The sequence below is a fragment of the Micromonospora sp. R311 genome (assembly GCF_056780015.1).
Map to the genome: position 1 here is coordinate 33,834 of NZ_JBSWCE010000035.1, position 12,786 is coordinate 46,619.

The window sequence follows — 12,786 nt, forward strand, 5'->3', positions numbered from 1 at the left end:
GCACCAACCGGGTGAAACGACGCGCTCAGCCGCTCCGTTGCCGGGAGACCGTGCTGACCAGCCGCTCGGCCACCTCGCGCAGCGGGATGGAGAGCGACGAGGCGGCGGTGCGCAGCACCTGCAGCGCCTCCGGCGCCGGGCAGCCGCGCTGCGTCATGATCACCCCGATCGCCTGCCCGACCACCCCGTCGCCCAGCAGCGAGGCGTCCCGCTCGCCGGCCAGCGCCGCCTGCCGGGCCCGGTCCCGGACCGCGGCCAGCAGCAGGCCGGCGTGCTCGGCCAGCAGCATCGCGGTGAGCTGATGGCCGGTGGTGAGCGCGTCCGAGGCCCCGGCGTAGAGGTTGATCGCGCCGATCACCTGCTCGTCGACGTCGACCGGGGCGGAGATCACCCCGTGCACCCCGAGGTCACGCGCCCGGGCCGTCCAGGTCGGCCAGCGCCGCTCGCGGCCCAGGTGCTCGGAGCGGATCATTTCCCGGCGCCGGATGGCTTCCATCGCCGGGGTGTCCGGGCCGTGCCGCAGGTCGTCCAGGCCGGCCAGCCGGGCGTCGGAGGCCGCCACCCCGGCCGGCTCGCCGGCCCGCAGCGTGGTGAAGCCACACCAGGTGACCCCGGCCACCGCGTCCCGGGCGATCCGGACCAGGGCCGCGAGGGCCTCGTCGAAGTCGTCCACGGCGATCAGCCCGGCGGTCAGTTCCCGCAGCAGCGCGGCGGTCTCCAGCACCCCCAGCGTCTCGACCGCCGGCGCCCGCGTGTCCAGGTTCACCGGTTCACAGCCCCTGCCGCCCCCGTCCGCGTGTGCCCAGCCGGTGCTGCCATCACCCGTGTCATCCTCTTGATCTCCCGACTCGTCAGCCCCGGGCTACTACCCGGGCGAACACGGGTCGAAACGGCGTAAATGGGGGCCTCTGGCGAGGCGTCTGAACGCGCCGGACGAGGCCCCCTCTCCTCAGCGGGAGGCGGCGCTGAGCCGCCGGCCGACCGAGGCGATCAACCGGTCGAGCTCGGAGCCGAACGGGTTGTCGTGCACCAGGTACGTCCAGGTGGCGCTCGGCCGGACCAGCTTCGACGCGTCCGGCTCCCAGTCCTCGTCGAACTCGGTCTCGGTGAAGGTGGCGATGGTCCGCGCCTCGATCTCCGGGACCAGCGCGTTGAACGCCGGCACGGCCGCGCGGTGGAACTCGTCCAGCGGGTCGAGCCGACCCAGCGCGCGCAGGTGCACGCCCTCGCGGACCTCGGAGAGCTCGGCCAGGTGCTCGGCCCAGAGCCGGTCGAGGTGGTAGAGGGCGATCGACCGGGCGACCCGGGCGAGCAGATCCTCGTCCATCTCGCCGGCCTTCTCCGGCACCTTGTCCAGCAGCATCAGCGCCGCCACGTCGGTGGTCAGCAGCCGCTCGCGCCGTTCGGCGAGCGCCTTGCGCTGCTGCTCGATCACCACGCTGTAGCGCCAGGTGTTGCGGTGGATCTCGTGGTTGACCCCCTCGGCGACCCGCTGGGCGTGCTCCACGGCGTAGTCCACCTGCTCGTCGGTGACCAGGCCGTCGGCGTTCATCCGCGGCGACGCCGGGACGGTGTCGCCGGCGTGCCGGACCACCAGGTCGTCCTCGAGGCTGACGAAGAAGACCGAGCCGCCCGGGTCGCCCTGCCGGCCGGCCCGGCCGCGCAGCTGGTCGTCGACCCGGCGGCTGTCGTGCCGGCCGCTGCCGATCACGTAGAGGCCGTCGAGCTCGGCCACCCGGTCCCGGTCGGCCTGGTCGCTGCCGCCGAGCCGGATGTCCACGCCCCGGCCGGCCATCTGGGTGGAGACGGTCACCGCGGCGTACGCGCCGGCCTCGGCGATGATCGCCGCCTCCTCGTCGTCGTTCTTGGCGTTGAGCACCACGCAGGGCACCCCGGCGGCGTTGAGGCCGGCGGCCAGCCCCTCGGACTCCTTGACGTCGAGGGTGCCGACCAGCACCGGCCGGCCGCGCTCGTGGTTGCGCTTGATCTCGTCGATCAGCGCCTCCTCCTTCTCGGCGCGGGTGGCGTAGATCCGGTCGGGCTCGTCCTCGCGGATGCAGGGGGTGTTCGGCGGGATCACCGCGACCTCCAGGCCGAAGAACTCGCGCAGCTGGTCGCCGACCAGCACCGCGGTCGCGGTCATGCCGCACACCTTCGGGTAGAGCGCGATGTACGCCTGCACGGCGATGGTGCCCAGCACCTCGCCCTCGGCGGTGGCGTCCAGGCCCTCCTTGGCCTCCACCGCCGCCTGGAGCCCGTCCGGCCAGCGGCGACGCTGGGCCACCCGGCCGCGCATCTCGTCGATCAGCTCGACCGAGCCGTCCCGGACGATGTAGTCCACGTCGCGGTGCAGCAGGGCGTGCGCGTGCAGCGCCACGTTGACCGCGGAGAGCTGCTCGACGTGCTCCTCGTCGTACAGGTCGATGCCGAGCTTGGCCTCGACGGCGGCCAGGCCGGCCGAGGTGAAGGCGACGCTGCGGCCGTCCTCGGCCACCGTGTAGTGCTTGCCCTTGCGCAGGCCGCGCACCAGGGCAGCGGCGGTGTGCACCGGATCCTGCTCGCCGGGCACCGCGCCGGCGAGGACCATCGGCACCCGGGCCTCGTCGATCAGGATCGAGTCGGCCTCGTCGACGATCGCGGTGCGCAGCGCCGGCTGCACCCGGTCGGCCAGGTCGGTGACCAACTGGTCGCGCAGGTAGTCGAAGCCGGCCTCGCTGACCGAGATGTAGGTGACGTCGCAGGCGTACGCGTCGCGGCGCTCCTGCGGGGTGGACGCCTCGTTGACCCAGCCCACGCTCAGCCCGAGCAGGGTGTAGACCGGCTCCATCCACTGGGCGTCGCGGCGGGCCAGGTAGTCGTTGACGGTGAGCACGTGCACCGGGCCGTTGCCCACCCGGACGTGCCCGTACGCGGCGATCGCCGCGGTGAGCGTCTTGCCCTCACCGGTGGCCATCTCGGCGACCTTGCCGGAGAGCAGCGCCATCGCGCCGAGCAGCTGGACGTCGTACGGCCGCTGGTCGAGGCCGCGGCGGGCGGCCTCGCGGCCGATCGCGCAGATCTCCTCGTAGCCCTCCGCCTTGCCGGCGGCCTCGGTCAGCTCGACGTCGTCGAGCGCCGACAGCTCCTCCTCGCGGGCCTCGATGGCCGGCAGCAGCTTCTCCAGCGGCCCCAGGTCAACCGTCGTCCCCGGGCGCTGGAGGAACCGGCGGAACCTGGTCTTCAACCGTTGCGACACACCCATGAGCGGCAACGGTACGCGACCCGGCCGACCTTGGGCGGCCCGCCCGGCCGCGGGGCGCGCCGCCCGATTCCCGCGATCTTGCACTCGACGCCCCGGCGAATGCCACAAATGCCGCACAACGAGGGCCGAAAACTGCAAGATCGCGGTGGGGAGCGGTCGACGGTCAGCCGGCCAGCACCACCTGGAGTTCCTGGCGGCGGCGCTCGGCGAGGGCGGTGAGCAGCGCGGGCGCCTCCTCGAACGGCACCACCGCCGAGACCAGGTGCTTGCGGATCAGATCCCCGTACGCGCGCAGCAGGTCGATCGTCTCGGCGGAGAGCCGCTCCCGGTCCCAGGTGGGGGCGAGCCCGCGGGGCACCCGGCCGATCTGCGCACAGCGCAGCGACAGCCCGTTGTGGTGGAACTCCTCGCCGAGCCGCACCTCGTCCGCGCCGGCCTGGTAGAAGGCCAGGTCGATCACGGTGCCCTGCGGGCGGAGCAGGCGCAGCGCCAGGTGCAGCGCCCAGGCCTGGCCCCGGCACTGGAACACCACGTCGGCGCCCCGGTCGCCGGCCGTGTGCGCCCAGCGGGTCTTGAGCACCACCGCCGGGTCGTCGGCCTCCGGGTCGAGGGTCTCCAGCCCGAGCGCCGCGGCGACCTCCCGGCGCTGCGGGGTCGGGTCGAGCACCACCACCGACGCGGCGCCGTGCCGGCGGGCGAACAGGGCGGTGAGCAGGGCGACCACCCCGCTGCCGACCACCGCCACCCGGCGCCCGCGGACCCCGTCGCCGAGCCCGCGCACGTCGGTGCCGTGCAGGTCGGCGGCGGCGTGCAGCAGCCCGTTGGCGCAGATCGGTCCCATGTGCGCGACGTAGACGCCGAGCACCGGGTCCAGGTCGTCGGGGATCGGGACGAACCGCTCGGCGAGCGGGTCGGCGACGTGCCCGGTGCGGTGGCCGTAGGTCATCGCGCCGACGGCGCCCACCCGGACCGCCGGGGTGGCGCTCTCCACCACCTCGGCCACCTGCATGTAGCCCAGCCGGGTGACCGGGTACGGCGTGCTCGCCGCGCCCGGCTGGAACAGCCCGAGGTCGGCGTTCCAGGTGACGTTGAGGTACGGGTTGGTGCCCTTGACGTAGCTCAGCTCGGTGCCGGCGGAGACCCCGCTGTAGCGCGTCCGGACCCGGAAGGTACCCGGGCGCAGTTCGGCGGCGTCCTGCTCGACCAGCTCCACCCGGCCGGGACCGGGCACCACCACGACCCTGTCACGCATCGACCGTCACCCCCGTGGTCAGGGTCGCCGGGATGGCCGGCGTGGCCAGCCGCACCGGCGCTCCGGTGCGGGCGGAGTCGGCCACCGCGAGGGCCAGCCGCTGGGTGCCGAGCGCCTCGGCGTACGGGACCCGGACGTCGTCGCCGACGCCGCGCACCGCGTCGACGAAGGCCCGGTCGACGGCGACCCGCGCGGCGTCCGGTTCGGCCGGGATCCGCCGCTCCCCGTCGCCGTCCCGGACGACCAGGCCGTCCTCGGTCAGCGCCAGGGCCAGCCCGTCGGCGAGGATCTCCAGCCCGGCCCGGTGCTTCCAGCCGAGGACGCAGGCGGCGGTGAGCGTGCCGACCGCGCCGCTGGCGAAGCGCAGCGCGGCGGTGGTGACCGAGTCGATGTCCGCCCCGTCCACCGGGGGCGGCGTCCCGTCGGCGTACGCGGTCACCTCGCTCACCTCGCCGGCCAGCACCCGGATCAGGTCCAGCACGTGCGCGGCCTGCTCGACCACCGGTCCGCCGGAGCGGTCCCGCTGCGACCACCAGGCGACCGGCGGGACCTTGTCCAGCCACGCCCCGGCCACCATCCGCACCGGCCGGTCGGCCAGCAGCTGGCGGGCCTGCTCCACCACCGGGAGGTAACGCCAGTGGTGCCCGACCGCGGTGAGCAGGCCGCGCCGGGCGACCAGCCCGGCGATCCGCTCGGCGGTGGCCAGGTCGACCGCGACCGGCTTCTCGACGAACATCGGCACCCCGGCGGCGATCACCGCCTCCTCCGCCGGGCCGTGCGCGAACGGCGGGACGCAGACGTAGACCGCGTCCGGCCCGGCGGCGAGCAGCTCCTCGACGTCGGCGAAGCTCCCCGCGTCGTATCCGGCGGCCAGTTCCGCCGCGGCCGACGGCGCCACGTCGGTCACCCCGAGCAGCTCGACGTCGGTGAATCCGCTCAGCACCCGGGCGTGGCGTTGGGCCACCCCGCCGGCTCCCACCAGTCCCACCCGGCACGTGCGCATCCAAGCCCCTCCCGCCCCGCGGTTCACGTTCCGTCCACAGCACTCCCCCCGGGTGGGCGCAATCAAACGTTCACCGCCCGGGAACCCGTCGGTGTCGCCTTCGTGATCAGGCTGTCAGGGATGATCCGGTTAGCGCGTGGTGGGAAGTGGGAAAACCAAGGTTGGATTTTTCCGCCTCAATCAGGGGGTGCCTGTGCGGAAAACGGAATCGGCGGTATCGCCGGTGGTGGAGGCGTGGGCCACCTACCGGACTACGTCGGCGGCCGACTGGCCGGCGCGGCTGCTGCTGCGCGCGAAGGGTGACACCCGGGTCAGCGTGGTGCTGCCGGCCCACAACGAGGAGGCCACCGTCGGCGCGATCGTCTCGACCATCCGGGAGCACCTGGTGCACCGGGTGCCGCTGGTCGACGAGCTGATCGTGGTCGATTCCCGGTCGACCGACCGCACCGCCCAGGTGGCCCGGGCCGCCGGCGCCGAGGTGGTCAGCCAGGACGAGATGACCCGGGGACTGCCCCGGCTGACCGGCAAGGGCGACGCGCTCTGGGCCGGGCTCGCCGCCGCCGAGGGGGACGTGGTGGCGTTCATCGACGCCGACCTGCGGGAGTTCCGTCCGCACTTCGTGAGCGGGCTGATCGGCCCGCTGCTGACCGACCCGTCGGTGGAGTTCGTCAAGGGGTTCTACCATCGCCCGCTGGTCGGCACGGCCGGCGTGGAGGCCGACGGCGGCGGGCGGGTGACCGAGCTGCTGGCCCGGCCGGTGCTGAACCTGTTCTGGCCCGAGCTGGCCGGCTTCGTGCAGCCGCTCGCCGGCGAGTACGCCGGCCGGCGGGAGGTGCTGGAGCAGGTGCCGTTCGTCTCCGGCTACGGGGTCGAGACGGCGATGCTCATCGACCTGCTGGAGCTGGTCGGGCTGGACGCGCTGGCCCAGGTCGACCTCGGCGAGCGCAAGCACCGCCACCAGGACACCGCGGCGCTGGGGCGGATGTCGGCCCAGATCCTGCTGACCGCGTGGTCGCGGCTGCAGCGGCGCGGCTGGGCCGTTCCCGGCGCGATGCCCGCCGCCCTGCTGACCCAGTTCCGCCGGGGCGGCTCGGAGGCGCTGCCGAACCTGGAGCGGGAGATCGTGGTCAGCGACGTCTCCATCGAGGAGCGCCCGCCGCTGGCCCAGCTGCGGCACCGGGTGCCCCGTCGACGGGTGGCGGCGGCGTGACGCCCCGACCGGCCGGCCCGGCGGCGACGGCGACCGCCGGCCCGGACACGGGACGGGGGCCGGCCCGATGAGTCTCACCGTGCTGATGAACGCCGGGCCGTGGCTGTCCGTGCCGCCCCCCGGCTACGGCGGGATCGAGAACGTGATCGCGACCCTGGTCCCGGAGCTGCGCCGGCTGGGCGTCCGGGTGGTGCTCGCCTCGGTCGAGACCAGCACCCTGCCGGTCAACGAGTTGATCTCGGTCTTCCCCGACGGGCAGTTCTCGCAGCTGCAACGGCCGTACAACCAGGTCTGCGGCGTCGCCCAGGCGCACCTGGGCGGGGTGGTCCAGGCGCTGCGCTCGCGCGACGACATCGACCTGGTGCACGACCACGTGGAGGCGGTCGGGCTCGCCACGCTCGCCGCGATGGGCCCGGACGCCCCGCCGGCGCTGCACACGCTGCACTGGGACCTGGCCAAGCACCCGGCGCTCTACGGCAATCTCGACGGCGGCGACCGGGTCCGGGTCAACGGCGTCTCCGCCTCCCAGCTGGCCCGGGCGCCCGAGGCGTTGCGGGCGCACGCGGTCGGGCACGTGCACCTGGCCACCCCGCTGGCCGTCGACGCCGACCGCCGGCCCGCGCCGGAGAAGGGCGACTACGCGCTCATCCTCGGCCGGATCAACCCGGGCAAGGGGCAGGACCTGGGCGCCCGGCTCGCCCGCCGGGTCGGCGTGCCGCTGGTGCTGGCCGGCCCGGTCGGCCCGTACCACCGGCCGGAGGACCTGGCCGCGGCCGGCGACGAGGCCCGGCAGAACCCGGACGTCCGGTTCTTCCTGGACGAGGTGGCCCCGCACGTGGACGGCGACCTGGTCCGCTGGGTCGGCACGGTGGCCGGGCAGGCCCGGGACGACCTGCTGGCCGGCGCCCGGGCCACGCTGTTCCCGCTGCGCTGGGAGGAGCCCGGCGGCACGGCGGTGGTCGAGTCGCTCGCGCTCGGCACCCCGGTGGTGGCGACCGCCCGGGGCTGCCTGCCGGAGCTGGTCGAGCACGGCCGCACCGGGCTGCTCACCACCGACGAGGAGGAGCTGGGTGAGCTGCTGCTGGCGGCCAGCCTGCTCGAACCGGGCGAGTGCCGGCGCGAGGCGGCGACCCGGTTCACCCCGGCGGTGATGGCGCAGGCGTACGTGCGCCTCTACGACCAGGTCCGCCAGCTCACCGCGGCCCGCCGCCTGCAACCCGTCTGACCGGCGTACGACCGGCCGGGTCCCGCGCCGCGGGGCCCGGCCGGTGCGTTTGCCGGCACCGCGGCCGGGTAGCCGGGCAGGGCTCAGCATCGTCGATCAGGAGAGAGACCGCGGTGACCGGTCCGATGGCGCACGCGCGCGCCCGCCACAACCCGGCCGACGGCAAGGCCGCGGTACGCCGGGCCGCCACCAGCGTGTCATGGGTCCTCGTCCTCGTCGGCCTGCTCGGGTTCGTCCCGGGCATCACCGCCAACTACGGCGACCTGGGGTTCGCCGGCCACCAGTCGGAGGCGAAGCTGCTCGGCGTGTTCCAGGTCTCGGTGCTGCACAACCTCGTGCACCTGCTGTCCGGGCTGGTCGGGCTGGCCCTGGCCCGTACCATCACCGGCGCCCGGGCCTACCTGATCGGCGGCGGCGCGATCTACCTGGTGCTCTGGCTCTACGGCCTGGTGGTCGACCACGACAGCGGAGCGAACTTCATCCCGGTCAACGACGCGGGCGACTGGCTGCACCTCTTCCTCGGCGTCGGCATGATCGCGCTGGGGCTGCTGACCACCCGCGGCCGCGCCCGCCGCTGACGCCCCTGGCCTCGCCCGCCGCTGACGCTCGTCAGCGGGCCGGCCGCCGGCGGTGGTCGTCCCCGGTGACGGCGCCTCCACCGGGTCCGCCGGTGACGGTCGTCGCGCCGGCGGCCGGTCCCGTTTGACTCCGCCCCTGCCCGGGTAGTTCGCAGTCCTGCGGACGAGACTGGAGCGAGGGCGAAGATGTCGAGCCGGATCAGCTGCGAGGTGCGCGACGGGTCGCCGACCGTCGTCCGGCTCGCCGGCGACCTCGACCTGGCCACCATGCGCCCGGTGCACACGGTGCTGGACCGCTGCCTGGCCACCCAGCCCGACGCGCTGGTGGTCGACCTCGCCGACGTCACGGTCCACGACCGGCTCGCGCTGTCCGTCTTCGCCGCCGCGGCCCGGCAGGCCGCCGACTGGCCGGCCGTGCCGCTGGTGCTCTGCGCACCGCCGCCCGAGGCCGCCGCCTGGCTGGCGGAGTCGACCACCTGCCGGGTGGTGCCGGTGCGCCGAGACCGCGCCGAGGCGGCCCGCGCCGCCGGCGCCGCCGCGGCCCCCCGGCTGCGGGCCCGGTTGGAACCGGCGGCGGAGGCCTGCCGGCGGGCCCGGGAACTGGTCGCCGACGCCTGCGCGCGGTGGAACCTGCCGGAGGCGCTTAGCCCGGCCTCGGTGGTGCTCAGCGAACTGGTCGGCAACGTGGTCCGGCACGCCGGCACCCCCATGCAGGTCACCCTCACCCTGCGCCGGCCCTGGCTGCACCTGGCCGTGGTCGACGGCAGCCGGGACGCGGCCCGGCCCGGCGCCCCGGACCTGCGCGCGGAGGGCGGCCGGGGACTGCTGCTGGTGCGCGAGCTGACGCAGCGCTGGGGCAGCGTGCCGGCCGGCGAGGGCAAGGTCGTCTGGGCCACCCTGCCCGCGAATTGACCGTATTTACCGGCTTCGCCTGGTTACATGGGCGGAGGGGCGGGTAGCCGCGCCCGTCCTTTTGTCGTCATGGCGGGGTGAAGAGTCAATGCCCAGACGGGTCACCACGGAACCCGGACGCGACCGGGGCCCGGCCATCCTGGCCCCGGCCCGCTTCGGCGGCTATCCCGGGCCGCTACGCACGCCGCTGCCGGGCGGCAAGCTGATCCGGTTCCTGGCCACCACCGACCACAAGCAGATCGGCCTGCTCTACCTGCTCACCTCGTTCGGCTTCTTCGTCGTAGCCGGCTTCCAGGCGATGCTGATGCGGGCCGAGCTGGCCCGACCGGGCCTGCAGCTCCTCTCCTCCGAGCAGTACAACCAGCTGTTCACCTCGCACGGCGCGGTCATGCTGCTGCTCTTCGCCACCCCGGCGGCGTTCGGGTTCGCCAACTACATCGTGCCGATCCAGATCGGCGCCCCCGACGTGTCGTTCCCCCGGCTCAACGCCCTCGCCTACTGGCTCTACCTCTTCGGCGGGGTGATGGTGGTCGGTGGCTTCCTCACCCCGGGCGGCTCCGCCGACTTCGGCTGGACCGCGTACACGCCGCTGAGCAGCGTCGAACACTCCCCCGGGGTCGGCGCCAACATGTGGGTGATGGGCCTGGTGATCTCCGGGCTGGGCACCATCCTCGGCGCGGTCAACCTGATCACCACGATCCTGACCCTGCGCGCCCCCGGCATGACGATGTTCCGGATGCCGATCTTCACCTGGAACATGCTCTTCACCAGCGTGCTGGTCATCCTGGTGTTCCCGCTGCTCGCCGCGGCGCTGCTGGCGCTGACGGCGGACCGGCTGCTCAACGCCCACGTCTACGACCCGGCGACCGGCGGGCCGATGCTCTGGCAGCACCTGTTCTGGTTCTTCGGCCACCCCGAGGTCTACATCATCGCGCTGCCGTTCTTCGGCATCATCACCGAGATCATCCCGGTCTTCGCCCGTAAGCCGATCTTCGGCTACACGGGTCTGGTGCTCGCCACCATCGCGATCACCGTGCTCTCGATGACCGTGTGGGCGCACCACATGTTCGCCACCGGGCAGGTGCTGCTGCCGTTCTTCAGCATCCTGAGCTACCTGATCGCGGTGCCGACCGGGGTGAAGTTCTTCAACTGGATCGGCACCATGTGGAAGGGGCAGCTCACCTTCGAGACGCCGATGCTGTTCGCGATCGGCTTCCTGGTGACGTTCCTGCTCGGCGGGCTCACCGGAGTGCTGCTGGCCAGCCCGCCGGCGGACTTCCACACCCACGACACCTACTTCGTGGTGGGGCACTTCCACTATGTCCTCTTCGGCACCGTGGTCTTCGCGCTCTTCGGCGGCTTCTACTTCTGGTGGCCGAAGATGACCGGCCGGCTGCTCGACGACCGGCTCGGCAAGGCGCACTTCTGGACCATGTTCCTCGGCTTCCACGGCACCTTCCTGGTGCAGCACTGGTTGGGCAACGAGGGTTTCCCCCGCCGGTACGCCGACTACCTGCCGACCGACGGGTTCACCGCGCTGAACACCTTCTCCAGCATCTCCGCGTTCGTGCTCGGCGCCTCCACCCTCTTCTTCATCTGGAACGCGTGGAAGTCCTGGCGGTACGGCGCGATGGTGACGGTGGACGACCCGTGGGGCTTCGGCAACTCGCTGGAGTGGGCCACCACCTGCCCGCCCCCGCTGCGCAACTTCGACCGGATGCCCCGGATCCGCTCCGAGCGCCCCGCCTTCGACGCCAAGTACGGGCCGCTCGTCGCCGACCTCGGCCGGGACCTGCCGCAGCGCGCCACGAAGCCGCCGCAGGAGTTCCGCGAGGAGTTGCGCCGGGAGGAGCACCTGCCCGAGTCGCCGGCCGCCGAGGGCGCGCACGGCGCGCGGGAGGCGGCCGACTACCAGCCGGCCCCGCAGTCCGGCGCCCGGCCGGTGGACGTGCCGGAGCCCGGCGGGGTGCGCCGGCCCAGCTTCGACCAGACCGACGAGCCGGAGGAGACCCACCTCGGCGCGCAACGGGCGCCGCAGCCCAACGACGAGTGGCGGCACCCGCGCGGGCCCGGCGACAGCCGGGAGAACTGACTGAGCGGGCAGAGCCGAGGGGCCGGCGCGGATGCGCCGGCCCCTCGGGCGTGCCGTGTTCGCCCGGTCAGCCGTCGCGACCCGGGGCCAGGCCGGCCGCGGTCAGCGAGCGGCGCACCGCGGGCTGCACCCGGGTCAGCCGCAGCGGCACCCCGGTCCGCGCGGCGGCCTCCCGGCCGGCCATCAGCGCGGCGATCCCGCCGGCGTCGAAGCCGCCCGCGCCGACCAGGTCGACCACCACCTCGGCGGGCTGGCCGGTGACCGCCTCCAGCATGGCCCGGCGCAGCTGGTCGGCGCCGTCGCGGTCGACCTCCCCGCCGACCTCGACCACCACCCGGTCGCCGTTCTGCTTCACCGAGATCCGGGTACGCCCCGCCTCCGACTCGGCGGCGCCGTTCTGCCACGGCGGCGGCGCGTCGGCGAGCATCGCCTGGCGCAGCCAGGTCAGCGCCCGGGACAGCAGTCGGGACACGTGCATCTGCGAGATGCCGAACCGGGCCGCGATCTCGGCCTGCGTCTGGTTGCCGTAGAAGCGCATGGCCAGGATCCGCCGCTCCCGCCAGGGCAGGCGGTGCAGCAACCCGCTCACCGTCACCCGGTCGTCGACGGATTCCAGCGCGTTGTCCGACTCCCCCACCAGGTCGCCGAACTCGGCGGAGCTCTCCCCGCCGACCGGCGCGTTGAGCGAGGCCGGGCTGTAGCCGGCCGCCGACTCCAGCGCGGCGAGGATCTCCTCCTCCGGAGTCTCCAGCCGCTCGGCCAGCTCCGCGACCGTGGGCGCCCGGGACAGCTCGCTGGTCAGCGCCGCGGTGGCCTGCCCGACCTCGAGGATGAGGTCGCGCAGCCGCCGGGGTACGTGCACGCCCCAGGTGCGGTCCCGGAAGTGCCGCTTGATCTCGCCGACGATGGTGATCGCCGCGTACGCGGTGAACGAGCCCCGTTCCGGGTCGTACCGGTCGACCGCGTTGACCAGTCCCAGCCGGGCGACCTGCTCCAGGTCCTCCAGCGGCTCCCCCCGCCCCCGGTACCGGCGGGCCAGCCGGCCCGCGAAGGGCAGGGCGAACCGGACCAGGTCGTCGCGGGCCTCCTGCCGCCGCTCCGGTGGCAGTCCCTCGATCCGCGCCGCGTACGCCAGCGCCGCCGCGTCGAGGTCCTCCAGACCCCGATCGGTGGGTGGTGGTGTGGTCGTGCCGGTCTGTCCGAACATCCGCGCCTCCCTCAGGAAGGTCCCCCGCCCGGATTGGGAAACCGGTCGTGCGCGTGGTCGCACCAC

10 protein-coding genes are annotated in these 12,786 nt (G+C 74.0%); 5 read left to right on the forward strand and 5 right to left on the reverse strand.

All coding sequences use genetic code 11. From position 1 onward, the window contains the following. Positions 1 to 25: 25 nt before the first annotated feature. The 4 genes from AC1WTP_RS26295 to AC1WTP_RS26310 form a co-directional block, all read right to left on the reverse strand. Positions 26 to 766 (reverse strand): GAF and ANTAR domain-containing protein, encoded by a 741-nt coding sequence (locus tag AC1WTP_RS26295; RefSeq protein ID WP_481651944.1) that lies wholly within the window; start codon positions 764 to 766, stop codon positions 26 to 28. Between the two features lie 183 nt (positions 767 to 949). Next, complete coding sequence (gene secA2 / locus AC1WTP_RS26300; protein ID WP_481651945.1) at positions 950 to 3,241, reverse strand: accessory Sec system translocase SecA2; 2,292 nt, start codon at positions 3,239 to 3,241, stop codon at positions 950 to 952. Positions 3,242 to 3,404: 163 nt separating this feature from the next. Continuing rightward, positions 3,405 to 4,493 (reverse strand): zinc-dependent alcohol dehydrogenase, encoded by a 1,089-nt coding sequence (locus AC1WTP_RS26305; protein ID WP_481651946.1) that lies wholly within the window; start codon positions 4,491 to 4,493, stop codon positions 3,405 to 3,407. After that, positions 4,486 to 5,496 carry a Gfo/Idh/MocA family protein gene (locus tag AC1WTP_RS26310; RefSeq protein ID WP_481651947.1) on the reverse strand — a complete coding sequence of 337 codons (1,011 nt, stop codon included), beginning with the start codon at positions 5,494 to 5,496 and terminating at the stop codon, positions 4,486 to 4,488. The genes AC1WTP_RS26305 and AC1WTP_RS26310 overlap by 8 nt, the downstream gene beginning before the upstream one ends. Positions 5,497 to 5,722: 226 nt before the next feature. Between AC1WTP_RS26310 and AC1WTP_RS26315 the strand changes: the two genes are divergently transcribed. From AC1WTP_RS26315 to ctaD, 5 genes are all read left to right on the forward strand, one after another. Next, a complete protein-coding gene (locus AC1WTP_RS26315) occupies positions 5,723 to 6,706 on the forward strand; it encodes a glucosyl-3-phosphoglycerate synthase (protein WP_481651983.1) in 984 nt (327 codons plus the stop codon). A gap of 67 nt (positions 6,707 to 6,773) precedes the next feature. Then, positions 6,774 to 7,931, forward strand: coding sequence for a glycosyltransferase (locus AC1WTP_RS26320; protein ID WP_481651948.1), 1,158 nt, complete (start codon positions 6,774 to 6,776; stop codon positions 7,929 to 7,931). Between the two features lie 113 nt (positions 7,932 to 8,044). After that, positions 8,045 to 8,509, forward strand: a complete 465-nt coding sequence (locus AC1WTP_RS26325; protein WP_481651949.1) for a DUF4383 domain-containing protein — start codon at positions 8,045 to 8,047, stop codon at positions 8,507 to 8,509. 186 nt (positions 8,510 to 8,695) lie between these two features. Next, the gene (locus AC1WTP_RS26330) at positions 8,696 to 9,421 is read left to right on the forward strand and encodes an ATP-binding protein (RefSeq protein WP_481651950.1); all 726 of its coding nucleotides are present in this window, start codon (positions 8,696 to 8,698) and stop codon (positions 9,419 to 9,421) included. 88 nt (positions 9,422 to 9,509) lie between these two features. Beyond that, entirely contained in the window at positions 9,510 to 11,513 is a 2,004-nt protein-coding gene (ctaD, locus tag AC1WTP_RS26335) for an aa3-type cytochrome oxidase subunit I (protein ID WP_481651951.1), read from the forward strand. 67 nt (positions 11,514 to 11,580) lie between these two features. Here ctaD and AC1WTP_RS26340 read toward each other — a convergent pair whose 3' ends face one another. Next, on the reverse strand, positions 11,581 to 12,720 hold the full coding sequence (locus tag AC1WTP_RS26340) for a SigB/SigF/SigG family RNA polymerase sigma factor (RefSeq protein WP_481651952.1): 1,140 nt from the start codon (positions 12,718 to 12,720) through the stop codon (positions 11,581 to 11,583). Positions 12,721 to 12,786: the final 66 nt, after the last annotated feature.